Origin of the sequence: Mesobacillus sp. S13 (assembly GCF_020422885.1) — a bacterium.
Taxonomy (GTDB): domain Bacteria; phylum Bacillota; class Bacilli; order Bacillales; family Cytobacillaceae; genus Mesobacillus; species Mesobacillus selenatarsenatis_A.
In genome coordinates this window covers 2,986,523-3,011,354 of sequence record NZ_CP084622.1, presented here as the reverse complement: position 1 = coordinate 3,011,354, position 24,832 = coordinate 2,986,523, and the positions used below count along the sequence as shown (strand labels likewise).

Genomic DNA, 24,832 nt, shown 5'->3' with positions numbered 1-24,832 from the left:
TCAGGCTGAAAAACTGGAAGGGAAAATGAAATATCATTGCCTTAGGCTTGGCTATGAAACGAAAAGCCATTATCAATTCGCCTGCTGGGATCCAAAGGAACATGTGAAAAAACTGATGGTCCAAAAACAAACAAAGGAGTGAATGCCTTGCAATATCATATAGATTCAAAATGGCTTAATGAACGTCTAGGAGACAAGAATACGAGAGTCGTCGATTGCCGATTCAAGCTGGGGCATCCTGACGAGGGCAGAATGCTCTATGAACATAGCCATATTCCAGGCGCTGTCTATTTCGACCTGGAAAAAGACCTTTCTGGTAAAGTCGGGGAGCATGGTGGCAGGCATCCGCTCCCGGCTCTTAGTCAATTCAAAGAAAGGCTCCAGAATGCTGGAATTACAAACGAAAGTTTAGTCGTTGTATATGACGGCAAAGAAGGAGCATTTGCTTCGAGGATGTGGTGGCTACTGAAATATGTTGGTCATGAAAAAGTCTATATCCTAAATGGAGGCATTGGTGCATGGGAGAAGTCCGGCTATCCGACTGAGGATTCAATACCGCATTATCAACAGACAAATTACATCATCCAAGAAAACAAGGAGATGCTTGCTTCTTTTGAAGAAGTAAAGGACCTCGCACTCAAAGGGACAGGTAGTGCTGCTCTTGTTGATTCCCGTGAAAGCAGACGATATCTTGGAATCGAGGAGCCAATCGACCGGGTTCCTGGCCATATCCCCACAGCAATCAATAAACCGTGGATGGAAGGCTTTGAGAATGGTTTCTATAAACCATGTGACGAGCAGAAAAAGAGATTTGAAGACCTGGATCCTAATCAGCCAATCATCGTGTATTGTGGATCTGGGGTGACGGCAACACCGAATTTTATTGCCTTAAAAGAGGCTGGATTCAAGAATGTCAGGCTTTATGCAGGAAGCTACAGCGATTGGGTATCTTATCATGAAAATCCCGTTTCCAAAGGTGAATGATTCGTTGGAGAAAGTCCTCCTTCGAAGCAGACTATTCAATGATTGAAGAATGGTTATATTCGGAATATACAAGGGAACACCAAGAATTGTGATATAATATCAAAGTTGACTTTTACATTAAGACATAATGCTTTTAAAATAGAGCATTCGCTCAATCTATCACATTGGAGGTACCAACTTGGAAAATAATAAGACTTCGCTAATGCTTGTTGATGGGATGGCTTTGTTATTCAGAGCATTCTATGCAACAGCTGTTTCCGGACAGTTCATGATCAATTCCAAAGGGGTCCCTACTAATGCGATCCACGGTTTCATGAAACACTTCGCGACTGCGGTGGCAAACTTCAAGCCCACCCATACGGCTGTTTGCTGGGATATGGGCAGCAAAACCTTCCGCACCGAAATGTTCGATAACTATAAAGCAAATAGACCTGAGGCACCAGTTGAGCTTCTGCCGCAGTTCGACCTTGTCAAAGAAGTAGTCGAAGCTCTGGATGTTCCTAACATTGGGTTGCCGGGCTATGAAGCGGATGACTGTATCGGCACGATTGCCAGGACGGCTAAGGAAGTAGATTCTGTAACGATTTTGACAGGTGATAAGGATATTCTCCAGCTGATTGATGATCGGGTTTCAGTCATCCTTCTTCAAAAGGGGTATGGCAATTATCAAGTCCATGACCGCAATAGCCTCTTTGCCGAAAAGGGAATCTGGCCTGAACAGATGATTGATTTAAAAGCCTTCATGGGAGACCCGAGTGATAACTATCCTGGAGTCCGAGGAATCGGTGAGAAGACAGCTGTTAAACTTCTTCAAGAGCATGGAGATGTAGAAGGGGTCATCGCGAACCTGCATCAGCTGACAAAATCACAGCGTGCTAAAATCGAAGCTGATCTTGAAATGCTTCATCTAAGCAGGCAGCTTGCGGAAATCAAATGTGATGTACCTGTTGAGTGCAAGATGGATGAAGCCCTTTTCAAAATTAATCGTGATAAGCTTCTCGCCAAGTTCAATGAAGTGGAACTCAGAGGGCTGCACCGCCTGTTTGAAAATGACTCTATATACGCTTAATGAAAACGGCTGGTACTATACCAGCCGTTTTTTAGCGTTTAGCTTACTTCACTACTTTGTATTCTTCTTCTTAGCTGCATTTTCGAGCTTCGACTTTGGCTCTTCAGCAAATTCAGCATCTTGTCCGTAACCTTGCGGCGTCACTCCGGGTGCCTTAATGCCTCTGTTTCCCTTTTTACTCATGATCAGCAATCCCTCCAAAAATTTTTTTGTTTAAAAATGCCGAGAAATGAGAATTAACCTTTATAGGTTGTCTGCTTGTTACAGCTTAATCCTTATTATGAACGAGCAAGAATAAAAGCAATCATTTTTCTTCAAAATAACATGGAGGTGACGGATGATGAACAAAGGTGCAGTTATTGCTATTTCAAGTATTGGCCTTGCTCAGGCCTTAAAAATACCGTTTCATTATGCAAAGACACAGGAGTGGAAGCCAGATTTATTTTTGGCAAGCGGCGGAATGCCAAGCTCCCATTCAGCTGGTGTGTCTTCATTAACCACATATGTTGCTCTTACAAAAGGAGTTCGATCCATTGACTTTGCATTATCCCTTGTCTACGGCATGATCGTCATGTACGATGCTCAGGGGATAAGAAGACAAACGGGAGAGCTCACTTTAAAAGTAAATGACCTTGATGAATTAATTGATAAAATCCATGAGGATGACCCGGTAGAATTTGAAGAAAAATCTCCGGATCCATTAAAGGAAATGCTGGGCCACCAGCCAAAAGAGGTGCTTGGAGGAGCACTGTTTGGCATGGCGATGGGAATTGCAGGATACCTTTTAACAAAAAAACGGTAGAAAAAGATCGAATGTTGCGGTAAAATTTTACTAGAAGTTGACTTGAAGAGAGGATTGATTCAGTCAGTGCGGACAGTTGAAGATTACTTGCTTCATTTGAAGAGCAAGGGGTTCCAGTTGCGTGAGGACGCCATCGGCTTTATATATTTTGGTCAGCAGTATACGAATTCAAGCGATGAAATTACTAACGCTGCGATTGAAATTACCTTAAAAGCTCAAAAAGGTTTTGATGGAAGCTTCTTTGTTTCATTACTCGAGACGTTTGCTTCCAATAAAATTCATTCCCGCAGAGCAGCGTTACAGTACGTAAAAAAAATCGAGCTTTTAGCCGTATAATCGAAAAGCGTAAGCGCCTTGGTCAGCCCCGACAAGCGCTGGAGGGGCTGGCAGTGAAGTCGTTCTTTGACTTCATTGACAGAACCGAAGCGACTCGAGCTGCTCAAAGCTAACGCTTATCGCAAGATACTCGAGGAAGTTTATTCAGGGGAGAAAACTGGCTAGGCGCTGGAGCTGGACAATTCTCGAAGTAGAAATTATATAAACTAAATTAAGAAGAGGCTGGTTCCAGAGCATTATGCTTTGAAATCAGCCTCTTTTTTAGGGAATAGTTTACGAATGATTCTTTCAAATTTGCCAGGAGGCAATTCCGCGAATACCATACCCGCAAATATTAATACACAGCCGGCAAGAGCACTATATGTCAGGCGCTCATCTGCCCAGAAGTAAGCCGTGATTGCCGCAAAAACAGGTTCCATCGCAAAAATCAAGGCGACTCGAGTAGCAGTCGTATGTTTTTGGAAATTCGTCTGGATAAAAAAGGCCAATGCAGTTGCAAGAATAGATGTAACCAGCAGGGCTACCACGACATTCGTTGAAAAGATCACATCAGGGTTGAATGCCCTTTTCCAATCCTCGAAAAAGACAGCTGAAATGGCTGATAATGCCGCTACTGTTGCAATTTGAACCGTCGTTAAAAGGAGTGTTGGATAACTGCTGCTGAATTTTCCGGTAAAAACGATATGAAGGGCAAATCCTGCCGCACAAATCAGAACGAAAGCATCTCCGATATTAAGGCTGGACACATCTGACATTGTTAAAAGATAAAGTCCCGCAGTTGCTGCCGAAACACCAGCGATCGAATTTAAACTAGGCCGCTGTTTTAGGATTCCGAGCATTAACAATGGTACCAGGACAACACTCAATCCAGTGATAAATCCCGCCTTGGATGAGGTCGTATAAAGCAAACCTAATGTCTGGAAAGCATAGCCGATGAATAACCAAAAACCCAACATGATCCCGGATAATAGTAATTTTTTATCCAGTTTTTTTAGTTGTTCTTTTTCAAAAAATATAAGCCAGAGTACTAACAGGATGGCTGCAAAGGCAAACCGGACTGCGTTGAACGATTGTGGCTCGAGAAAAGAGATCGCATTTTGTACAAGAACGAATGTGGCGCCCCAGATGAGGGCTACGAATAGTAAGCTTAAATCCGCAAAAGATGATGCTTTCATATTAGTCTTCTGTTCCTTTCATGTTGTTCTCCCTTACAGCCTTCCTTGCCAGTTCGTCCGCTGTCTTATTTTCACTCGATGGAATCCATTTCATGAAGAACAAATCAAATTGTCCAGCAAGATTCATTGCTTTTTCCAGAAGAGGGGCATAGAGCTTGTTTTTGACGAACTCCTTTTCTACTGCTGCATTAACGAGCTGTGAATCGGTTCTGAATGATACAACACGGAAACCTTTTTCAAGACAGATTTCCAATGCTTTTATAAATGCATGATATTCAGCTTCATGGTTAGACATGACCCCAAGAGGGATGGAATATCTGAAAACTTCTCCTTCTCCTTTTATAAAAATACCAGCACCGCTTGGTCCAGGGTTGCCAGCACTTGCGCCATCAATATAGACTTCGAACAACAAAGATCACTCCCGGTTGGTTTGTACAGATAATAGTTAGTGTATCATAATAGGAGCGATATTTTATAAAATATACTATCAGCAAAACCGATTCATCGTCCCTTTTTCATTGTAACGTGGTCTGAAAATGGGTAAGATAACTAAAAATAAGCCATTTGGCAGTGCGAAAACAGATTCAGAAAGCGGGGGAGAATTCATGAAGTATAAATTAGAATGGGAATATAAAGCAAAAGGAATAGAATCCATCCTGTTCAGCTCCGATTTTCTTGATGGTGAGCATGCACTTCAGGCCGGTGAAGAGCTAGATAAATCGGGTAAAGCTGGAGAGATATCTTTTATAGATGAAATCGGCACTTCGTGGACATTAAAGGAAATGCGCAAGCTTCTGGAAGAAGTGGAAGAAGAGCCTCATGACCTTACTGTTTATTTTGATGGCGGTTTTGATAATTATAATCATAAAGCAGGACTAGGCACCATAATCTACTTCAAACAAGGAAAGAAAAAATACAGATTGCGAGCCAATGAAGTGTTCGATGAGCTTGAAACAAACAATGAAGCAGAATATGCTGCTCTATATTTTGCCCTTACCATCCTTGAGGAAATGGGTGTTAAGAACATGACCTGTGAGATAAAAGGGGATTCCCAGGTAGTTCTTAAGCAGCTAGAGGGAGAGTGGCCTTGTTATGAAGAAACACTTAACCGTTGGCTCGACAGAATCGAGAATAAAATTAAAGACCTCGGCTTGCATCCAAGATACAATCCGGTAGGCAGAAAAGAAAATAAAGAGGCAGATAAATTGGCGACACAGGCACTGCAGGGTAAAATGATTAACAGCAAAATGCAAATATTATAACCAGGAGGGAAAGGCGGTAATTCAGTGACGCGTAATGAAATCCTTGCCGAGGTAGAAACATTGCTCACTACATACTGCAATGGCTGCTTCCTCAAAAAGCACAACCGGCAAGAAAACGGAAAAAGACATGCCCACAGGTTCTGCATCAATGAATGCACCGTTGGGGAGAAGATAAAAAAATGCGGGCAAAAACTATAATTTGGTTCGTTCGGGTGGTCCCCCTTTATAGACATTTCAGCAGCAGAAGCGTGAACGCTAAATGTCCAAGCAAAAGCCCTTAATGGACATTTCAGAAGGAGCACAAGGCTAAAATGTCTAAGAAATTGACTTTTATGGACATTTCAAAGGAAGTTTTATGGCGAAATGTCTAAGAAATGGCGTTTTATAGACATCTCAGCGGAATCGCGAAGCCAAAATGTCTAAGAAATGGCGTTTTATAGACATCTCAGCGGAATCGCGAAGCCAAAATGTCTAAGAAATGGCGTTTTATAGACATTTCAGCAAAAGAGCGAAGTCAAAATGTCTAACAAAGAGCCTTTAATCGAGACTGATGTGTATAAATGTCCATGAACCGTGAATTTAAATAATCAAAAAAGGCTGGCGCCACGCGCCAGCCTTCAACTTTTTAAAATTATAGTTTTACTACGTTAGCAGCTTGTGGTCCGCGATTTCCTTCGACGATTTCGAAAGAAACTTCCTGACCTTCTTCTAATGACTTATATCCGTCACCCTGGATTGCTGAGAAGTGAACGAATACATCGTCTCCGCCTTCTACTTCGATGAAACCAAAACCTTTTTCATTGTTGAACCATTTTACTTTACCGTTTTGCATGTTAAACTTTCCTCCCATGTCTTTCGTGACACAAAATATGTGCCAAAGTTGAATATTATCATCTAATGGATACAGCTGCAGTTTGACACGGCAAATATAATCTATTAAATGATGTCTTAAATATACAATATGGGAAAGGATTCAGTCAAGAATGTAAGCGTATTACAAACTAAATAATCTTAAAATTAAGTTAATTTAAAATAAATTGAAATTCCCCCAGCTTTAGTTCCTATTTTCGGAAAAATTTGTTATTATTTTCTTATTAATATTCTATCTAAGCCTGACAAAAGAGTGAAAAATTCTAATCTAGAAGTCTACTCTTAACTAAGAGGAGGGTACGAATGAAGAAGACCACTCCATCCACGTTGACGTCCTTGACTGATCATCAAATTGATGCATTATTGGATACAATCAGGAATGGCAATGCCGTTCAGGACCACACACCTCAGACTGCAGTAATTAAAAAACTTGATTATATTTCTAAGAAAATCGATGATGCCTCCATGCAAATGGAAGAGATTTTCGATATCGTGGCAAAGACAGGAGTTGTTCCTGTTAGTGAAATCAGGAATGAGATCATTCCCGTCATCAGACAGGCAGCGGAAATCCCCCATATCTATCACCTTTTTTACGAGTTGAAGGCTCAGGATGAGTATACCTACAGGCACACAGTCTGTGTTGGCATCATCTCTACATTGATCGGGAAATGGCTGAATTTGGACCAATCAGATTTGCATGACCTTGCCCTGGGAGCTACACTTCATGATATAGGGAAAGCTCGTATCCCTGCCAATATCTTGAACAAGCCAGGCAGGCTGACACAGGAAGAATACAACGAAATGAAACGCCATACCGTGTATGGATACCGGATGTTGAAGGATATTCCTGAGTTAAACGAAAGAGTTGCCCTGATTGCTCTGCAGCACCATGAGCGCGAGGATGGTGGAGGCTATCCGTTCAGCCTTCGCAGCGAAAAGATAGACGAGCTTGCAAAAATCGTTGCCATTGCTGATGTGTACCATGCAATGTCATCTTCAAGGGTCTATCATCAGGCGGAACCTTTCCATATTGTTATTTCTCAGATGCAAAACGATGTATTCGGAAAATTCGATCCGAAGATCATGCTCGTTTTCCTATTCAGGATCATGGACAGCCTTGTCGGAAGACGTGTTCTCCTTAGCGATGGTGAAGAAGGTACAATCCTGATGGTTGACCCATTCGAACCGTTAAGGGCACTGATTAAAACGGGAGATACACTCGTTGACCTCCGACTTAATCGCGGCTTGAGGATTTCGAGAGTATTAAATGATTCAATCGTAGGGGTATAATCTGCAAATGCACTTCATATCTTTTATTAGTCAATGATGATGAATTAAAAGGGTGAGGGCATGTACCGCTTTTCGATAGGTGATGAGGATTGGATCATCATTTTTTCTCAGCATCTTTCACTTGAACAAGCAGAAAAGGAAGAAATCATCCGTTCCATTGCGATTATGGGTCCCCAGTGGGCAGCATTCAGCCATGGAGAGTCATTCGTGATATTCCAGAAGCTGGTCGGAGCAATCGTGGTCCGGATCGAAAAGGTTCCTTCGCTGATTTTAACCGTTTCGGCAGTGGTTAACAGGAACCGTTGGTACATCAATGACAACAACATAGTCGAACCATTTGAGGAATAACATCTTAAAGGCAGCTGATCCATTCAGCTGCCTGTTTATTTTTTACTAGTTAAAATACAGGCTCATGCAGACACACTGCAATAAAAGTCCTTTACGCTTTTGTCGAAAAAAAGATAAAATAGAGGACGAAGCTTAAAAAGCACGCATATAAAAGTTTTTCAGGAGGAAATTATGAAATTGATTGTTGCGGAAAAGCCTGACCAGGGCAGAACGCTGGCCTCCGTATTTAAAATGAAAAAAAGAGAAGGATTCATCGAGATACTTCCTAATGAAATATTTCCTGAAGGTGCATACGTATCATGGGCAATTGGCCATTTAACGGAATTGTCGGCCCCAGAGCATTACAATCCGTCATGGAAAAAATGGTCGCTTGGTACACTGCCAATCATCCCAGAAAACTTCAAGTATGAAGTGGTCAAGTCGAAAGCAAAGCAATTCCAAATCATAAAAAAGCTCGCCACCGATCCGCAGGTGTCTGAAATCATTCACGCAGGCGATGCCGGGCGCGAAGGTGAACTGATCATCAGGAATATCCTCCGTCTGGCCAACTGCACGAAGCCAATGAAGAGATTGTGGATCTCCTCGCTGACTCCAAAAGCGATTAAGGAAGGCTTCCAAAACCTTTTGGATGAGGCAGATACGAAGAATTTGTATTTTGAAGCCTACACCCGTGCTTGTGCTGACTGGGTTGTCGGCATGAATGCATCGAGGCTGTACACTCTTCTTCTTCAAAAAAAAGGCTATTCCGATGTTTTTTCAGTCGGGAGGGTACAGACTCCTACTCTCGCATTAATTGTTAAACGCGAGCTGGAAATTGAAAACTTCGTATCGGAACCTTTTTGGGAAGTGCTTGCAAAATTCAATATCAATGGCAAGAATTACAGTGGCAAATGGGAAAAAGACGGAGATTCACGGATCAAGACAAAAGAGATGGCTGAGAAAATAGCTGCTTTCTGCGATGGGAAATCTGCAGAAGCCGCAGAAGTTATCTCTGAGAAAAAAGAATTTCTGCCGCCGCTGTTCTATAATCTTTCAGCGATTCAGGCCGAAGCGAATCGACGATTTAAAATGTCGCCGAAAAAGACGTTGGACATTTTACAGGGATTATATCAAAGGGGAATTGTTTCTTATCCCCGTTCCGATTCCAGGTATGTAACCCCCGGAGAAGCAGAGGGATTTTCTGCGATTTTGAATAAACTTCAAGCTAATCCTGATTATCAGCAGCTTTTTCCATTGCCAAATTCATCTATTCAAAATAACAAGCGCTATGTAAATGAAAAAAAGGTCACCGACCACTATGCAATCATACCAACTGAACAAGTTCCAAACCTTAGCAGGCTTTCTGGGGACGAGCTAAAATTATATGACTTGCTGGCCAGGACACTGATTGCAGCCCACTACGGGCCATACATCGCAGAATATACCACGATCAAGACGGTAGTGGAGGGCAGAGCGGAGTTTATTTCCAAGGGGAAAGTCCAGCTGGATGAAGGATGGAAAAAAGTACTTCCTCAAAAAGACTCAGACAAAGAACCCGAGCTTCCTGCTGTCCAGCAAGGTGAAACGGGAACCGTATTGAAGTCAGAGGTCAAGGAAAGCAAGACACAGCCACCAAAGAGGCTGACTGAAGGCCAACTCATTACCCTTATGAAAACGGCAGGAAAGCATATTGAAGACAAGGAACTAGAAAAGGTTCTGATGAAAGCTGAGGGACTTGGAACAGAAGCGACGAGAGCGGGCATCATTACGATGCTAAAGGATCGAGCGTATATAGAAGTCCGTAAAAACCTCGTATATGCGACAGCCAAAGCGAAAATCCTCGTCGCCGCTGTGGGCGGACAAGTCCTGGCATCACCGGAAATGACTGCAAAATGGGAGCAGAGGCTGCACCAAATAGGAGAGGGAGAAGCATCTCCCAAACAGTTCATTGAGCAGACTTCAAAAATGATCAAACATCTTGTTGCTGAAACATCGGAAGGGTCCTCCGGCTGGACGTTTTCCGAAGAGCTAACCAATGCTTTCGTACCTGGGAAGAAGGGGGGACGTTCCCGCCGTACTACTAACTTGGGAAAATGTAAAAAATGCGATGGCATGGTTGTGGACAAAGGGACTTTCTATGGCTGCTCAAACTATCAGAAAACAAAATGCAACTTCACACTCTCCAAGCAAATCCTTGGCAAGACGGTAACCCAGAAAAATATCAAGAAACTTTTGACTGAAGGAAGTACGGATGTGATTGAAGGCTTCCAAAGCAAGGATAGAACCTTTAACGCCAAGCTATATTGGGATGGAGAGGACAGCAAGCTGAAATTCGATATAGCAGCACAGCCAGTCAATCAAGGTGGATAGCGCCTTGTCACCCTTGTCCTTCTATAGTAAACTTTAATATGGCTATTGTTTAAGCATTGGAGGTCATGGGATGCCAACACCTAGTATGGAAGATTATATAGAACAAATATTCATTTTAATAGAACAAAAAGGATATGCCCGGGTAGTGGATATCGCGGAGGCATTATCGGTCCATCCCTCCTCAGTGACAAAAATGGTCCAGAAGCTGGATAAAGACCAGTTCGTGGTTTACGAGAAATATCGGGGGCTTGTCCTGACTCCGAAAGGATATAAAACAGGTAAAAGGCTGGTAGATCGCCATGAACTGCTTGAGCAATTGCTTAAGGTGATCGGCGTAAAAGAGGAAAATATCTATAATGATGTTGAAGGAATCGAACACCATTTAAGCTGGGATGCAATCGACAGAATTGGTGACCTTGTCCAATTCTTTGAAGAAGATCAATCCCGTGTCCAAGAATTAAGAGCTATCCAAAAACAAAATGATGAAGAATAAAAATAAACACCTGACCATGCTGTCAGGTGTTTTTATTCATTCCTTAGTAAATATCGGGATATTGCTCAAAACCGGATCCATCTGCTGAAACCAAAGAATTAGTTCCATCTGCACCTTCATTGATATTCACTCCTGAAATTGTTCCTGTGTTAGCTTCCTGCAAGGCTTTGCGATAGGATATAATCCTTCCGCTGGATGTCTGGAAACTGATGATTTCACCAGCGTTATTTTTATGTATGGCAACCAATTGTTCTTCTTCCAATTTGATCTCTCCTTTCATCCTCCTAGTCTTGCACTTTTTTCGCAAAAATAAACTTAAGAGGAATTCTCTTTTTCATAGCGAAATAACTATTATTGGAATTAAAAATGAGGCAGGTGAGCTTATGAGTACCTTCAATTGGGAAATGGAGTCCGAAAAACAGTGGGACAGCATGGCTTCTACATGGAATTCGAGAAGCAGGGCAATGTGGGAAACTGGAAGCCGAAAGGATATAGTGCCATTCATCAAGCAATTTGTCCCGGCTTCTTCGTTGGTTTGTGATTTGGGCTGCGGAGATGGAACAGGTTCGGAAAAGCTGGCGGAAGCAGGCTATGTAGTCACCGGAATCGATGTATCAGAAGAGATGCTGGAAAGGGCCAGGCTGAACCCTCGAAATGAGAACGGTGCTTTCACTAAAGGAAGCCTGTCGGATTGTGGAAGTCCCGATAACCATTTTGATGCGGTTATGGCAATTAATTCAATAGAATGGACGAATCACCCCTATGAGTCTTTAAAAGAAATGGCTCGTATTCTTAAACCAAATGGCTATGCCTGCATAGGCATTCTAGGTCCAACTGCAGGACCAAGGACGAACAGCTTCAGGAGACTATATGGAGAAGATGTAATCTGTAACACGATCATGCCATGGGAGCTGGAAAAGCTGGCTCTTGAAAATGGCTGGAGAAAAGCAGGTGAATTCGGAGTTTATAAAAAAGCGGCAGAGCAGCTTCCGCACGGTTCTTTGCCCTTAGAGCTCCAGCAATCCCTTTCATTTATGTGGGTTTTCATGTTCCAGGTTATAAAATAAGGAGGCATTATGATGAGTCGTTATTCAATCGAAGAGTTTGTGAACAGCACAAAGCAGGAGGATAAAGGGGAAGGGCTATTTGAACTGGAGACACCGAGAATGCTGGAGATCAATCTGAATGGACAGGTATGGTCGAAAGCTGGAGCGATGGTTTCGTATCGCGGTCAAATCAAATTTGAGCGTGAGGGAGTGCTTGAACACGGAATCGGCAAGATGTTCAAAAAGGCGTTAACAGGTGAAGGCACCTCGTTAATGAAAGCAAACGGCAATGGAAAGCTCTATTTGGCTGACCAGGGGAAGAAAATATCGATCTTGCATTTGCAAAATGAGGCCATCTTCGTAAACGGAAATGACCTGCTTGCATTCGAACCTTCCATCAGCTGGGATATCAAGCTGATGCGTAGGGTCGCTGGAATGTTGTCGGGTGGTCTGTTCAATGTCCGCCTTGAGGGTACAGGAATGGTGGCAATCACATCCCATTATGAGCCACTGACGCTGCTTGTCAGTCCGGATAACCCAGTATATACAGATCCGAACGCAACGGTAGCATGGTCTGGAAATCTTCAGCCTGAGTTTGTTACAGATATCTCGTTCAAAACCTTCCTTGGACGTGGAAGCGGCGAATCGATCCAGATGAAATTCAGCGGTGATGGCTTTGTTGTCGTCCAGCCATTTGAAGAAGTTTATTATGCACAGCAAAGCTAACAGAGATAAGCAAATAGCTCTTGCTATAAAAAAATTGAGAAAGGCACCGACTCGGTCGATGCCTTTTTGTTTGTAAAACTTAAAATATCACTTCAAGCATGAAGCTTTGTCAAGGCTGACCTTGGTGCTTTGGCCTTTTCTAATCCCATTCATACGGAGTTTCTTGATATACATAATAGTTAAGCCAGTTGGAAAAGAACAAATGTGCATGTGATCTCCAGCGGTTGTTCGGACTCTTTTCTGGGTTATCCTGTGGAAAATAATTCTCTGGCATATCGATTTCGATGCCTTTCTCCTTATCTCGCAAGTATTCTTCTGCAAGTGTTGTAGCTTCATATTCAAGGTGGCCGGTGATCATGATCTTCCTGCTGTCCTTGCTGGCGATAATCAATGCGCCTGCCTCTTCTGATGAAGCTAGCAGCTTCAGCTCTGGATGGCTTTGCAACGCTTCTTCGCCTATATCCGTATTCCTCGAATGAGGAGCAAAAAATTCATCATCAAAGCCTCTTAAAAGCTTGTCGGTTTGGTCTAGGACTCTATGATTGAATACGCCCGAACATTTCCTCGGCAGAGTATATTTATTGATGCCGAAGTGATGATATAAAGCTGCCTGTGCTCCCCAGCATATATGCAGTGTAGATGTGACATTCCGCTCAGTCCAATCGAGGATTTCCTTCAGTTCATTCCAATAGTGTACTTCCTCAAATTCCATCAGTTCAATTGGGGCACCGGTAATGATCATGCCGTCATATTTCTTTTCTTTAACTTCAGAAAAGGTCAGATAAAACTCTTCAAGGTGGTATTGTGATGTGTTTTTCGGATCATATGTAGCGGTTTTTAAAAATGTTATGTTTACCTGGAGTGGCGTATTTCCGAGAAGCCTCAGCAGCTGTCTCTCTGTTTTTTCCTTTTCGGGCATCAGATTCAGGATCAAGATATTCAACGGGCGGATATCCTGTTTGGCAGCACGGCTGTCATCCATGATGAAAATATTTTCTTTTTCAAGTATTTCCTTCGCTGGCAAGTGTTGCGGGATTTTAATAGGCAATGTATAACCTCCTTTTTAGCAAAATTCATCTTAGATATTCTAGTAACCACCATATAAAGCCATCGTGACTCTTTTCATGTAGACTTCTGAATGATAATTGCATTTATATTCGTCAAAGCAACAAAGATGTTGAAAAGCGTGTATTAAAACTAAATTCAGTAATTTTTATTATAGTCTGAATTCTTTTGTGGAGCAATTGACTAAAGAGGAAATTTTATGACAAATAAATATTTTTTGCCTGATAGTAATTCTCTGATGGTAAAATATAAGATGGTAAGCATATAGAGAATATCTGGGGGGATTGGAAATGGGAACAAATATTCAAGTTAAGTCAGATATTGAAATTGCTCGTGATAGTATAATGAAACCGATTGTCGATGTTGCAGCGTCCATTGGCCTGGATACCGATGATCTTGAGCTGTTTGGGAAGTATAAAGCGAAGCTGTCCTCGGAAGCTTTGGCGAAACTGAAAACAAAGGAGAGTGGCAAGGTCGTTCTTGTCACTGCCATCAACCCTACTCCTGCTGGGGAAGGAAAATCTACTGTAACAGTCGGGTTGGCGGATGCATTGAACAAGCTTGGTAAAAAAACGATGATTGCCATGCGTGAGCCTTCGTTAGGACCTACTATGGGAATCAAGGGCGGTGCAACAGGCGGAGGTTTCGCGCAGGTGCTCCCGATGGAGGATATCAACCTTCACTTCACAGGAGACCTGCACGCGATTACTACAGCGAATAATGCGTTGGCTGCTTTGATTGATAACCACATGCAGCAGGGAAACAAACTGAACATTGATCAGCGGAGAATCGTTTGGAAGCGCGCTCTCGATTTGAATGACCGTGCATTAAGAAAAGTTATCGTCGGACTGGGCGGGCCTATGCAGGGCGTTCCTCGTGAAGATGGCTTCGACATCACGGTTGCATCAGAAATCATGGCTGTCCTATGCCTTGCGAGCGATCTTAAAGATTTAAAACTCCGCCTCTCAAAGATGGTTGTTGCTTATAATTATGAAAAACAGCCTGTCACTGTGGGTGATCTGGGAGTAGAAGGGGCTTTGACTCTTTTATTGAAGGAAGCAGTAAAGCCGAACCTTGTTCAGACCATAGAACATACTCCGGCACTGATCCATGGGGGACCATTTGCGAACATCGCACATGGGTGCAACAGTGTCATCGCGACCGAGGCTGCGTCCAAGCTTGCTGACTTTGTCGTTACGGAAGCAGGGTTCGGTGCTGACCTTGGAGCAGAGAAGTTCTTGAATATTAAAGCAAGAACAGCGGGAATCGATCCGTCAGCGGTTGTCATTGTTGCAACCATCCGTGCACTCAAGATGCATGGCGGAATGAAGAAAACAGAATTGGTCAACGAAAATGTGCAAGCATTGAAGGACGGATTCACGAACCTGAAAAAGCATGTCGAGACGATTGCCAGCTTTGGCCTGCCATATGTAGTTGCCATTAACCGATTCATTACAGATACAGAGCTTGAGACCAACACATTGAAAGAAATGTGTGAAAATGCTGGAATCCCGGTTGCCTTGACGGAAGTTTGGGAAAAGGGAGGCGCCGGTGGTGTGGAGCTTGCAGAGAAACTTCTTGATGTAGTTGAAAAAAGCGAAAATACGTTTGCCCACCTTTATGACTTGTCGGATTCACTGGAGGACAAAATCAAGACTATCGCGCGTCAGGTTTATGGGGCGGATGGAGTCGAGTTTTCACCGAAAGCAAAGAAGCAGCTTATTGACTTTGAAGGATTCGGCTGGGGTGTGCTGCCAGTCTGTATGGCTAAAACACAATATTCACTTTCTGATAATCCGCAAAAACTTGGAAGGCCGTCAGGTTTCACTATTACCGTAAGGGAACTTAAGCCTTCGGTAGGTGCCGGATTTATTGTAGCGTTGACAGGTGAAGTCATGACAATGCCTGGTTTGCCAAAGCTGCCGGCAGCTTTGAATATGGATGTTGATGAAGAGGGCAATGCAGTTGGATTGTTCTAATTAAAAATTGCATGGCCAGTCCTTTCAGACATAGTGTGAACATGGAATTGACTTTCATGGAACCTAACACACTGTGAGATTGGGCTGGCCATATTTCCTATTGTTTTTAAAAGGAGTGGAAGCATTGTTTGACCCGACAGCTTTTGAAAATATCAAAGTCGTCATCGAAGGCGATATATACGACAGGGATTTGAGTGGAGAAATTATTGTCATTGACCGAAATGACTGGATTAATGCTGCCAAGTTGTCGCGTAAATACGAAATCTCATTCACCAAAAAAGGCTATGAATCAAGGCTGTTGTCGGCAACTATGACAATTGAGGCAGGATTGGAGAACCTCTCTGCAGAGCTTTTAGAAAGTGTAGATGCCAAACAGCTTGCAGGTTGTGTAGTGGGTATTTCCTTCACGCTCACGCATCAAAATGAATTAGATGTTTTTAAGGAAGTCCAGAAAGTGCTCACCGAAATCTGGGGAGGGGACCGGGCGATCAGCCAGACCACCATGATGGACCCCTTGGAGAAAAAATCACACATTCAAAACCATGTGAAGGTAACCTTTAACCGTCTTGTTTACGAAGAGCAGATCGACGACCTATCAGAAATGGTCCATTATATGATAACTTCACTAGAAAAATTAAAAAAATTATGCGTTGAATAATAATTCCTGTCAAATAGGCAGGAATTTCTGTATTGTTTTCAGAATAATCTATTAACACGGGGATGGTTCTATTCAATATATAAGCGCGTGATTTGTACAAGCTTGGCTGGATAGTATGCAAAAGGGGAATTGGTGGATAAAAATTTTCATATTTATAATGAAAAATAAAATAGGGGGAGATTGTTTGAAGAAAATCGCCTGGGTTACAGATAGTACAGCCTACCTGGATGAGGAATTAAAGAATCATCCAGATGTATATCAGGTTCCGATGACCATTGTGCTGGATGATGTAGAATACCTTGATGGCAAGGATCTGACTGCAGAACAATTATATGAAAAATTAAAGAGTGTCAAAACGGCGCCTAAAACCTCTCAGCCACCTGTGGGAGTTTTTTTGGAATTATATGAGAAGCTAGAAAAAGATTATGATCTCGTATTTGCAGTTCTGATTTCATCCAAGCTTAGCGGAACAGTCGCCTCGAGTGTACAAGCCGCACAAGACGCCAATATTCCTGTCATAACCTTTGATTCTAAAATTCTCACTTTCCCATTGACTTCCCTATTAAAAAAGGGAATTGCACTGGCGGAACAGGGCGCATCAATCGAGGAGATTAAGGAAAAGCTGGAAATTATCCGTGATTCCAATGAAACCTATGTGATGATTGGCAGCTTAGAACAGCTCCATCGCAGCGGGCGTATGTCAGGAATGCAATTCTATCTGGGAAGCATGCTGAGTATTAAGCCTATTATCAGCATTGAAGATGGAGCGTTGAATACTAAAGAAAAAGTCCGAAGCGATAAAAAAGCGCGCGAGAAAATATTTGATTATTTAAGAAAATCTCACGAGAAATACGGAGTTAAGGAAGTTTACATCCTCTATGGCCTTCATAAGGAGGTTGCTGACGAATGGCAAAGCGAACTAGAGGCAATATTTCCTGAACTCACTTTCCTAAGCTGCCCAATTGGAGCTGTAATCGGCGTCCATGCAGGTGAACATACAATCGGAATCAGCTGGAATAACAAAGATGTTTAAGTGCCGAACCGGCACTTTTTTCTTTGTTTTTTTAGGAGAAGTATTGTGATTTGAGATATTTTGGAGACATTGTTTATTGGCGTGCTCTAAAGACCAAACAGGAAGCTGAAGCATGAGAAAGTGTCCGATAGAAAGGCTCTAACGGTCAAACACGAAGCTGGATTTTGAGAAAGTGTCCGAAAGAAAGGCTCTATAGGCCAAACAAGGAGCTGGATTTTGAGAAAGTGTCCGATAGAAAGGCTCTATCGGCCAAACAGGAAGCTGAAGCATGAGAAAGTGTCCGATAGAAAGGCTCTATCGGTCAAACAGGAAGCTGAAGCATGAGAAAGTGTCCGATAGAAGGGCTCTATCGGCCAAACAAAAAGCTGGATTTTGAGAAAGTGTCCGATAGAAAGGCTCTATCGGCCAAACAGGAAGCTGAAGCATGAGAAAGTGTCCGATAGAAAGGCTCTATCGGCCAAACAAGGAGCTGAACCGTGAGAAGATGTCCGATAGAAAGGCTCTATCGGTCAAACAGGAAGCTGAAGTATGAGAAAGTGTCCGATAGAAAGGCTCTATCGGTCAAACAGGAAGCTGGATCTTGAGAAAATGTCCGATAGAAAGGCTCTATCGGTCAAACAGGAAGCTGGATCTTGAGAAAGTGTCCGATAGAAGGGCTCTATCGGACAAACAGGAAGCTGACCCCTAGGAAAGTGTCCAGAAGAAAGTCTGGCACTATACATACTCACTTAAGGGAAAGCGAAATGCCATACCAAGTATATAACCCGCTATCTCAAATCAGTTTCTATGGTAAAATGAGTTCGGTAGGAAAGTGGGGGTTCACATGGAAGATATAATCGTAATAGCAGAGGAATTTGTTAAAGCTGAGCTAGGAAAGGATTCTTCGGGGCATGACTGGCATCATATTGACAGGGTAAGGAAAAATGCGCGACTTATATGGAGCAAGGAGAAGAAGGGTGACTGGTTCATTATCGAAATGGCTGCCTTGCTTCATGATATACCGGATGATAAATTGAATGAATCAGAAGAAGCAGGTTGGGCGAAACTGGATTCATTTTTGCATAGCATACAAATCGAGAGCGAACTCGTTTCCAAAATCAAGAACTGTATCGAAACAGTTTCTTATAAGGGCGGCAGGGTGATTGAGCTTGATAGCATTGAAGCGGAGATTGTCCAGGATGCTGACCGCCTTGATGCCCTTGGTGCCATAGGGGTTGCAAGGACTTTTGCATTTGGCGGTAAAAAAGGCCACCCGATCTATGAGCCTGAGCTGAATGTCAGGGATCAGATGACACTGGAAGAATACAGGCAAGGCGACAGTTCTTCAGTCAATCACTTTTACGAAAAGCTTTTGAAGCTAAAAGATAAAATGAATACTGAGCATGCAAGACAACTGGCAGAGGAAAGACATAGATTCATGGAAAATTTCCTTGATCAATTTTACAGTGAATGGAATGGTAAGGCATGAAAATGATCACGATTGAAAACGTGACAAAGACATATGGAGAAAAAGAGCTTTTCAATGAGATTACCTTTACGATTGGCGAACGTGAAAGAGTCGGCTTGATTGGTGTGAATGGAACAGGGAAGTCATCTTTACTCAGGATTGTAGCGGGCATTGACCAGCCGGATTCGGGTGATCTGATCTTTGCGAAAGATTATAAAATCTCGTTTTTATCTCAACAGCCTGAAATGGAACATGACAAAACGGTTCTTGACCAGGTTTTTAGCGGAGAAGCCCCTATCTTAAAATTAATGCGAGATTATGAGATCATTCTTTCTGAATTGGGAGAAAGACCAGATGACCCTGGACTTCAGGAGAGGTTTTATGAGCTGCAGAGGAAGATGGATAGTTCAGATGGATGGGATGCCAATACTGCTGCGAAATCCATTCTCATGCAGCTTGGAATTTCTGACTTCTCCAAGAAGATGGGTGAACTATCAGGCGGGCAGAAGAAACGAGTAGCCCTTGCTCAAGTATTGATTGAATCACCGGATTTGCTGATTCTTGATGAGCCGACGAACCATCTCGATTATGAGACGGTAAAATGGCTTGAAGATTATCTTTCAAGATATTCAGGTTCACTTTTGCTCGTCACCCATGACCGTTATTTCCTTGATCGGGTGACAAACAGGATTTTTGAGCTTGATGGCGGAAATCTATATAGCTATAAAGGCAACTATGCAAGCTTCCTTGAAGCCAAGGCAATCAGAGAGGAAAACGAAGCCGCAACATTTGAAAAGAAGAAGAATTTGTTCAGGCAGGAACTCGAGTGGATCAGGCGCGGAGCTAAAGCAAGAACAACTAAACAGAAGGCCCGTATTCAACGGTTTGACAAGTTGGATGAAGAAGTGGCAAATGTGAAGTCTTCTGAAAAACTTGATATTTCTCTGAGTGGCAGTCGCCTGGGTAAGCAGGTGCTAGAACTGAAAGAAGCATCAAAAAATTATGAGGACAAGGTGATTTTGGATCACTTTAACCTTCTCGTAAAACCTGGAGACAGACTGGGAATCATCGGCCGTAACGGGACAGGTAAATCGACTTTGTTAAATATTCTCGCAGGCAGGATCAGGCTCGATGACGGTGAAATCGTCACCGGACAAACTGTTAAGATTGCTTATTATACCCAAGAAAATGAAGATATGGATGAAAATAAGCGGGTAATTGAATACTTGAAAGAGACTGCGGAGATCGTCCATACCACTGACGGCAAGACAATATCGGCTGCACAAATGCTCGAGAGGTTCCTGTTTCAGCCATATTCCCATGGAACGCCAATCAGGAAGCTTTCCGGTGGCGAGAAACGCAGACTTTACTTGTTGAAGCTATTAATGGAAGAACCAAACGTCCTGCTGCTGGATGAGCCGACGAATGATCTGGACACACAAACATTGACTGTTTTGGAAGATTACCTGGAAGACTTCCCGGGTGTCGTCATTACCGTATCCCACGACCGGTACTTCCTTGATAAGGTTGTCGATTTGCTTCTAGTTCTGGAAGGGAATGGCCACACAGATTTGCATTATGGCAACTACACAGAATACCTCGAAAAAAGACCGAAACCAGAAGCTGCTCCTTCAATGCCGAAGAAGGAGAGAGTAGAACAGACCGAAAAGCCTAAGAAAAAGAAGCTTTCCTTCAAGGAGCAGAAAGAATGGGCAGAAATCGAAGATAAGATTGCAGGTACAGAAGAACGCCTGGAAGAAGTGCAGTCAGAAATGGCCAAGATCGGAAGTGATTTTGAAAAGGGTCAGGCTTTGATGAATGAAGAAAATGAGCTGAATGAGCAGTTAGAGTATCTAATTGAAAGATGGAGCTATTTATCTGAGCTTGCCGAAAACGAATAAGGCCTGGGAAACCAGGTCTTATTTTTTTTTCGCTTAACAGCAGAGCTGACTTAGTATTGCAACTTCTGACAGGATTGGTAAGAAAAAAGGAAAAGCTGTCAAAAGAAGGCCCAACATAAGACAGGTTTGGCGAGAAAAGAAGCAAAGCTGTCAAAAGACCGAGCAACTTCTGCCACGTACAGAGAAAAAAGAGAAAAAGCTGTCAGAACAAAGGGCTGCTTTGGTCTGAAGGGCTTCGAAATGCTATCTATCACTCATTATGTTAAAATGGCTTCATTCCTGAAAAAAATAAAGGGGTGGGAATGTGAAAATTGTATCAATTGAACCAACGCCAAGCCCGAATACGATGAAGATCAATCTGGATCAAGAACTTCCTATGGGCAAGAGCAATAATTATAAAAAGGACTCGGCGGCCGGGGCTCCGGAAGTCATTTTGAACATATTGGATATTGAAGGGGTAAAAGGTGTTTACCATGTTGCAGATTTCCTGGCAGTTGAAAGAAATGCAAAGTATGACTGGAAAGTAATCCTTCCTGAAGTGAGGAAGGCATTCGGAGAAGATGCAGAGGAATCAGGGAACGCCGTACCTGAGATCAATGAGCATTTTGGAGAAATAAAGGTTCTTGTCCAGGTCTATAAGGGGATACCGATGCAAGTGAAATTGACCGACGGAACAGAAGAAAAGCGCTTTGGTCTGCCAGAATCCTTCGTTAAAAAAGTAGGTGAGGTCCAGACTCCCGACGATAATGTGGTAATGGTCCGCCGGTGGAAAGAACTCGGTGTCCGGTACGGAGAATTCGATCAGGTAGGAAATGATGTTGTAGAAGAGCTTTTAGCGGCATATCCTCCTGAAAGACTGGAGGAGCTCGTAAAGCTGGCTAAAAATCCAGGACAAGAAGCTCAAATTAAAGCAGCAAAGAAGAAAATTAGAATCACAGAAGCTGACTTGGAAAATCCGGATTGGCGGATTAGATACCAGCTTCTTGAGCAAATGGAAGATCCAACTTTAGAAGATCTGCCAGTGCTGGAAAAAGCATTGAATGATGAGAAAGCATCCATACGCCGGCTGGCAACTGTCTACTTGGGAATGATAGAGGACAAAAACGTATTGCCATTGCTGTACAAAGCTCTGAACGACAAAACGGTTACGGTTCGCAGGACAGCGGGTGATTGTTTATCGGATCTTGGTTTTACGGAAGCAATGGACGAAATGATGGAAGCATTAAAGGATCCAAGCAAGCTTGTCCGCTGGAGAGCGGCAATGTTCCTTTATGAAGCAGGGGATGAAGGGGCACTTCCTGCGTTGAAGGCTGCAGAAGATGATCCAGAATTCGAAGTAAGCATGCAGGTGAAACTGGCGATTGCCCGTATCGAGCATGGCGAGGAAGCAAAAGGCTCCGTCTGGAAGCAAATGACGGAAGCGAGAAAACAATAAAAAAATCAAGACACTTTGGACATTCCGGAACGTCCAGGGTGTCTTTTTTTTAGAGAAAAAGTTCCTTGGTTTGCTTACTCGGATGATTTTCTGTATGAAAATGAATAATGTATCCGCTTACTTATTTTTAATAATTAAAATATTTAGATAATTATTGCAATCATCCCTAAAAAGAGGTAATGTAGTGAATAAAAAATCGGGAGGGACAAATCAATGGAAAAAGATTTAAGAATCAAGAGCCATGTATTTAGTGATGATGCCAGAAAGGCCCCGAACAGAGCCATGCTTCGGGCGGTTGGTTTCAGTGACGATGATTTCAGGAAGCCTATGATTGGAATTGCGAGTACCTGGAGCGAGGTGACTCCTTGTAATATACATATTGATAAGCTAGCGGTGAAAGCGAAAGAGGGTGCAAGGGCAGCCGGTGGAGCGCCGATGATCTTTAACACGATCACTGTATCGGATGGAATTTCGATGGGGACAGATGGCATGCGCTATTCGCTTCCTAGTCGAGACCTAATTGCCGACTCGATCGAAACGGTGGTCCAGGGAGAGAGCCTTGATGGTTTCGTCGCGATCGGCGGCTGTGATAAAAATATGCCAGGCTGCATGATGGCGATTGCCAGGATGGATCTTCCTTCTGTTTTTGTTTATGGAGGCACGATTAAACCAGGAAAGCTCGATGGAAAGGACATTGACATTGTGTCAGCGTTCGAAGGTGTCGGCCAGTATAACAAGGGTGCGATTGGTGATGAACAACTTCATAAGATTGAATGCCAAGCTTGTCCAGGATCTGGTTCCTGTGGAGGGATGTACACAGCTAATACAATGGCCAGCGCCATCGAGGCCCTTGGTATGAGCCTGCCGGGAAGCTCATCACATCCAGCAGAAACGGATGAAAAGCGGGAGGATTGCTATAAAGCTGGAGAAGTGGTCTATCAGATGCTAGAGCAAGACATTCGACCAAGACAGATTTTAACGAAGGAAGCTTTTGAAAATGCGATTACAGTCGTAATGGCTCTCGGGGGATCCACGAATGCCGTCCTGCATTTAATGGCTATCGCGCACGCTGCAGAAGTCGACCTGACGCTGGACGATTTTAATAAAATCCAGGAAAAAGTACCACATCTTGCTGACTTGAAGCCAAGCGGCAAATATGTCATGCAAGACCTTTTCAATGCTGGAGGGGTTCCTGCCGTCATGAAACTTTTATTAAAAGAAGGACTCCTGCACGGTGATTGCCTCACTGTTACGGGAAGAACACTCGAAGAGAATCTTAAGGACTTTCCTGACTTAAAACCTGACCAAAAAGTCATTCGCCCTGCAGCCGAACCATTTAGAAAAGATGGTCCGCTCGTTGTTTTAAAAGGGAACCTTGCCCCAGATGGTGCTGTAGCAAAAGTATCAGGCTTGAAGGTGAAAAACATGACTGGCCCGGCTAAGGTTTTTGATGATGAAGAATCAGCTTCAAAAGCAGTTATGTCGGATGAAATTGTCGCTGGAGACGTATTGGTCATCCGGTATGAAGGTCCAAAAGGTGGTCCGGGCATGCCTGAAATGCTGAGTTTATCAGCAATCCTTGTCGGAAAAGGCCTGGGAGAAAGTGTTGCATTGCTTACAGATGGCAGATTCTCCGGGGGAAGTCACGGACTGGTTATTGGCCATATTGCCCCTGAAGCACAGGTTGGCGGGCCGATTGCATTAATAAAAGATGGAGACCTGATTACGGTCGATAGTGAACAGAAGTTGATCTCGGTTGCTTTAAGTGAGGAGGAACTTGCTGTTCGCAGGCAAAACTGGACTCCGCCGCCACTTCCTAAGAGAGGGGCACTGGCTAAATACGCCAGACTTGTATCTTGTTCCTCAAAAGGCGCTGTAACCGATCTGTTCGATGTGAAAACTGTCGAAGAGCCTGTCCATTCCTAGTTATGAAGGGTTCTTTTATTGCGTTTGGCATAAATAATATAGTATGCTAACACTGCAAACTATTGTTTGGGAGGGATTTATTTATGTCAATGGCATATGAAGAATATATGAGACAAATGGTAAAGCCAATGCGCGAGGAATTGACACGTGCGGATTTCAAAGAACTGCTAACCGCTGCTGACGTTGAAGAATTCATGGAAAATGTAGAGGGAACAACGCTTGTCGTCGTGAACTCTGTTTGTGGTTGTGCTGCAGGCCTTGCGCGTCCATCTGCAACTCAAGCACTTTTGCGCAATGAGAAGAAGCCGGATCATCTTGTGACTGTTTTTGCAGGCCAGGATAAAGAAGCAACCGCAAAAATGCGTGAGTACTTCACAGGTCTTGAGCCATCTTCACCATCAATGGCATTGTTGAAGGGAAAAGAAGTCGTACACTTCATTCCTCGTCATGATATCGAAGGCCAGCCAATGGAAGCTATCATGGAAAACTTAACAACTGCTTTTGATGATCATTGCTAAGCTGTTGATTTTCAATCAATTTAGGAAATTCTCAATTTGAACATTACAATGAGTTAGGAAAAGGATGTCTAAGGACGTCCTTTTTCTATGTTGATCAGGAGTTAATCAATATGAAATTTT

The 24,832-nt window shown here is 43.1% G+C and carries 26 protein-coding genes; 20 read left to right on the top strand and 6 right to left on the bottom strand.

Features of this window, described 5'->3' with window-relative positions; all coding sequences use genetic code 11:
- Positions 1-138 precede the first annotated feature (138 nt).
- Both LGO15_RS15415 and LGO15_RS15410 read left to right on the top strand, forming a co-directional pair.
- Positions 139-984, top strand: a complete 846-nt coding sequence (locus tag LGO15_RS15415; protein ID WP_318999788.1) for a sulfurtransferase — start codon at positions 139-141, stop codon at positions 982-984.
- 202 nt (positions 985-1,186) lie between these two features.
- Entirely contained in the window at positions 1,187-2,053 is an 867-nt protein-coding gene (locus LGO15_RS15410; RefSeq protein WP_226087908.1) for a 5'-3' exonuclease, read from the top strand.
- Positions 2,054-2,104: 51 nt separating this feature from the next.
- Here LGO15_RS15410 and sspL read toward each other — a convergent pair whose 3' ends face one another.
- Positions 2,105-2,236, bottom strand: a complete 132-nt coding sequence (sspL, locus tag LGO15_RS15405; RefSeq protein ID WP_167831306.1) for a small, acid-soluble spore protein L — start codon at positions 2,234-2,236, stop codon at positions 2,105-2,107.
- A gap of 157 nt (positions 2,237-2,393) precedes the next feature.
- On the opposite strand from sspL, the gene LGO15_RS15400 reads away from it, so the two are divergent.
- Entirely contained in the window at positions 2,394-2,855 is a 462-nt protein-coding gene (locus LGO15_RS15400; RefSeq protein ID WP_167831670.1) for a divergent PAP2 family protein, read from the top strand.
- Between the two features lie 54 nt (positions 2,856-2,909).
- Positions 2,910-3,191: a DUF6123 family protein gene (locus LGO15_RS15395; RefSeq protein ID WP_413231404.1), complete on the top strand. Its 282-nt coding sequence runs from the start codon at positions 2,910-2,912 to the stop codon at positions 3,189-3,191.
- A 236-nt stretch (positions 3,192-3,427) separates the two neighbouring features.
- On the opposite strand, the gene LGO15_RS15390 is transcribed toward LGO15_RS15395, so the two are convergent.
- Together LGO15_RS15390 and LGO15_RS15385 are read right to left on the bottom strand one after the other, a co-directional pair.
- Positions 3,428-4,366, bottom strand: coding sequence for a DMT family transporter (locus tag LGO15_RS15390; RefSeq protein ID WP_226085216.1), 939 nt, complete (start codon positions 4,364-4,366; stop codon positions 3,428-3,430).
- A gap of 1 nt (position 4,367) precedes the next feature.
- On the bottom strand, positions 4,368-4,775 hold the full coding sequence (locus tag LGO15_RS15385) for a reverse transcriptase-like protein (protein WP_167831304.1): 408 nt from the start codon (positions 4,773-4,775) through the stop codon (positions 4,368-4,370).
- 196 nt (positions 4,776-4,971) lie between these two features.
- On the opposite strand from LGO15_RS15385, the gene LGO15_RS15380 reads away from it, so the two are divergent.
- Complete coding sequence (locus tag LGO15_RS15380; protein WP_226087906.1) at positions 4,972-5,628, top strand: reverse transcriptase-like protein; 657 nt, start codon at positions 4,972-4,974, stop codon at positions 5,626-5,628.
- Between the two features lie 24 nt (positions 5,629-5,652).
- Positions 5,653-5,826 carry a zinc-finger domain-containing protein gene (locus LGO15_RS15375; RefSeq protein WP_167831303.1) on the top strand — a complete coding sequence of 58 codons (174 nt, stop codon included), beginning with the start codon at positions 5,653-5,655 and terminating at the stop codon, positions 5,824-5,826.
- Between the two features lie 433 nt (positions 5,827-6,259).
- Here the strand turns inward: LGO15_RS15375 and cspD are convergent, their stop codons facing one another.
- Positions 6,260-6,460 (bottom strand): cold-shock protein CspD, encoded by a 201-nt coding sequence (gene cspD, locus LGO15_RS15370; protein WP_023627628.1) that lies wholly within the window; start codon positions 6,458-6,460, stop codon positions 6,260-6,262.
- A 341-nt stretch (positions 6,461-6,801) separates the two neighbouring features.
- Between cspD and LGO15_RS15365 the strand changes: the two genes are divergently transcribed.
- From LGO15_RS15365 to mntR, 4 genes are all read left to right on the top strand, one after another.
- Complete coding sequence (locus LGO15_RS15365; protein WP_226085215.1) at positions 6,802-7,788, top strand: HD-GYP domain-containing protein; 987 nt, start codon at positions 6,802-6,804, stop codon at positions 7,786-7,788.
- 60 nt (positions 7,789-7,848) lie between these two features.
- Positions 7,849-8,136: a hypothetical protein gene (locus LGO15_RS15360; RefSeq protein ID WP_167831301.1), complete on the top strand. Its 288-nt coding sequence runs from the start codon at positions 7,849-7,851 to the stop codon at positions 8,134-8,136.
- Between the two features lie 171 nt (positions 8,137-8,307).
- On the top strand, positions 8,308-10,485 hold the full coding sequence (locus LGO15_RS15355; RefSeq protein WP_226085214.1) for a DNA topoisomerase III: 2,178 nt from the start codon (positions 8,308-8,310) through the stop codon (positions 10,483-10,485).
- A 70-nt stretch (positions 10,486-10,555) separates the two neighbouring features.
- The gene (gene mntR, locus LGO15_RS15350) at positions 10,556-10,978 is read left to right on the top strand and encodes a transcriptional regulator MntR (RefSeq protein WP_226085213.1); all 423 of its coding nucleotides are present in this window, start codon (positions 10,556-10,558) and stop codon (positions 10,976-10,978) included.
- Between the two features lie 43 nt (positions 10,979-11,021).
- On the opposite strand, the gene LGO15_RS15345 is transcribed toward mntR, so the two are convergent.
- Positions 11,022-11,240, bottom strand: coding sequence for a DUF3892 domain-containing protein (locus tag LGO15_RS15345; protein ID WP_226085212.1), 219 nt, complete (start codon positions 11,238-11,240; stop codon positions 11,022-11,024).
- A gap of 121 nt (positions 11,241-11,361) precedes the next feature.
- Between LGO15_RS15345 and LGO15_RS15340 the strand changes: the two genes are divergently transcribed.
- Positions 11,362-12,045 carry a class I SAM-dependent methyltransferase gene (locus LGO15_RS15340; RefSeq protein ID WP_226085211.1) on the top strand — a complete coding sequence of 228 codons (684 nt, stop codon included), beginning with the start codon at positions 11,362-11,364 and terminating at the stop codon, positions 12,043-12,045.
- Between the two features lie 12 nt (positions 12,046-12,057).
- Positions 12,058-12,750 carry an AIM24 family protein gene (locus LGO15_RS15335; RefSeq protein ID WP_226087905.1) on the top strand — a complete coding sequence of 231 codons (693 nt, stop codon included), beginning with the start codon at positions 12,058-12,060 and terminating at the stop codon, positions 12,748-12,750.
- Positions 12,751-12,889: 139 nt separating this feature from the next.
- On the opposite strand, the gene metA is transcribed toward LGO15_RS15335, so the two are convergent.
- Entirely contained in the window at positions 12,890-13,798 is a 909-nt protein-coding gene (gene metA / locus LGO15_RS15330) for a homoserine O-acetyltransferase MetA (RefSeq protein WP_226085210.1), read from the bottom strand.
- Between the two features lie 307 nt (positions 13,799-14,105).
- On the opposite strand from metA, the gene LGO15_RS15325 reads away from it, so the two are divergent.
- The 8 genes from LGO15_RS15325 to LGO15_RS15290 all read left to right on the top strand — a co-directional run bounded on the left by LGO15_RS15325 (position 14,106) and on the right by LGO15_RS15290 (position 24,712).
- Positions 14,106-15,794 (top strand): formate--tetrahydrofolate ligase, encoded by a 1,689-nt coding sequence (locus tag LGO15_RS15325; protein WP_226085209.1) that lies wholly within the window; start codon positions 14,106-14,108, stop codon positions 15,792-15,794.
- A gap of 124 nt (positions 15,795-15,918) precedes the next feature.
- Positions 15,919-16,452, top strand: coding sequence for a hypothetical protein (locus LGO15_RS15320; RefSeq protein WP_226085208.1), 534 nt, complete (start codon positions 15,919-15,921; stop codon positions 16,450-16,452).
- 184 nt (positions 16,453-16,636) lie between these two features.
- Positions 16,637-17,485 carry a DegV family protein gene (locus LGO15_RS15315; RefSeq protein WP_226085207.1) on the top strand — a complete coding sequence of 283 codons (849 nt, stop codon included), beginning with the start codon at positions 16,637-16,639 and terminating at the stop codon, positions 17,483-17,485.
- Between the two features lie 823 nt (positions 17,486-18,308).
- Complete coding sequence (locus LGO15_RS15310) at positions 18,309-18,953, top strand: HD domain-containing protein (protein WP_167834426.1); 645 nt, start codon at positions 18,309-18,311, stop codon at positions 18,951-18,953.
- Positions 18,950-20,833, top strand: a complete 1,884-nt coding sequence (locus LGO15_RS15305) for an ABC-F family ATP-binding cassette domain-containing protein (protein ID WP_167834427.1) — start codon at positions 18,950-18,952, stop codon at positions 20,831-20,833. Before LGO15_RS15310 ends, LGO15_RS15305 begins: the two co-directional genes overlap by 4 nt.
- Before the next feature lie 304 nt (positions 20,834-21,137).
- Entirely contained in the window at positions 21,138-22,268 is a 1,131-nt protein-coding gene (locus tag LGO15_RS15300) for a conserved virulence factor C family protein (RefSeq protein ID WP_167834428.1), read from the top strand.
- 213 nt (positions 22,269-22,481) lie between these two features.
- A complete protein-coding gene (gene ilvD / locus LGO15_RS15295; protein WP_226085206.1) occupies positions 22,482-24,194 on the top strand; it encodes a dihydroxy-acid dehydratase in 1,713 nt (570 codons plus the stop codon).
- Positions 24,195-24,277: 83 nt separating this feature from the next.
- Positions 24,278-24,712, top strand: coding sequence for a BrxA/BrxB family bacilliredoxin (locus LGO15_RS15290; RefSeq protein ID WP_167834429.1), 435 nt, complete (start codon positions 24,278-24,280; stop codon positions 24,710-24,712).
- Positions 24,713-24,832 lie beyond the last annotated feature (120 nt).

Bases quoted from the DNA above. Each gene is read 5' to 3' on its own strand.
- LGO15_RS15325 (WP_226085209.1), top strand. From the start codon at position 14,106: ATGGGAACAAATATTCAAGTTAAGTCAGATATTGAAATTGCTCGTGAT.
- LGO15_RS15310 (WP_167834426.1), top strand. From the start codon at position 18,309: ATGGAAGATATAATCGTAATAGCAGAGGAATTTGTTAAAGCTGAGCTA.
- mntR (WP_226085213.1), top strand. From the start codon at position 10,556: ATGCCAACACCTAGTATGGAAGATTATATAGAACAAATATTCATTTTA.
- cspD (WP_023627628.1), bottom strand. From the start codon at position 6,460: ATGCAAAACGGTAAAGTAAAATGGTTCAACAATGAAAAAGGTTTTGGT.
- sspL (WP_167831306.1), bottom strand. From the start codon at position 2,236: ATGAGTAAAAAGGGAAACAGAGGCATTAAGGCACCCGGAGTGACGCCG.
- LGO15_RS15290 (WP_167834429.1), top strand. From the start codon at position 24,278: ATGTCAATGGCATATGAAGAATATATGAGACAAATGGTAAAGCCAATG.
- LGO15_RS15360 (WP_167831301.1), top strand. From the start codon at position 7,849: ATGTACCGCTTTTCGATAGGTGATGAGGATTGGATCATCATTTTTTCT.
- LGO15_RS15380 (WP_226087906.1), top strand. From the start codon at position 4,972: ATGAAGTATAAATTAGAATGGGAATATAAAGCAAAAGGAATAGAATCC.
- LGO15_RS15305 (WP_167834427.1), top strand. From the start codon at position 18,950: ATGAAAATGATCACGATTGAAAACGTGACAAAGACATATGGAGAAAAA.
- LGO15_RS15365 (WP_226085215.1), top strand. From the start codon at position 6,802: ATGAAGAAGACCACTCCATCCACGTTGACGTCCTTGACTGATCATCAA.
- LGO15_RS15400 (WP_167831670.1), top strand. From the start codon at position 2,394: ATGAACAAAGGTGCAGTTATTGCTATTTCAAGTATTGGCCTTGCTCAG.
- LGO15_RS15335 (WP_226087905.1), top strand. From the start codon at position 12,058: ATGAGTCGTTATTCAATCGAAGAGTTTGTGAACAGCACAAAGCAGGAG.
- LGO15_RS15355 (WP_226085214.1), top strand. From the start codon at position 8,308: ATGAAATTGATTGTTGCGGAAAAGCCTGACCAGGGCAGAACGCTGGCC.
- LGO15_RS15410 (WP_226087908.1), top strand. From the start codon at position 1,187: ATGCTTGTTGATGGGATGGCTTTGTTATTCAGAGCATTCTATGCAACA.
- LGO15_RS15390 (WP_226085216.1), bottom strand. From the start codon at position 4,366: ATGAAAGCATCATCTTTTGCGGATTTAAGCTTACTATTCGTAGCCCTC.
- LGO15_RS15340 (WP_226085211.1), top strand. From the start codon at position 11,362: ATGAGTACCTTCAATTGGGAAATGGAGTCCGAAAAACAGTGGGACAGC.
- ilvD (WP_226085206.1), top strand. From the start codon at position 22,482: ATGGAAAAAGATTTAAGAATCAAGAGCCATGTATTTAGTGATGATGCC.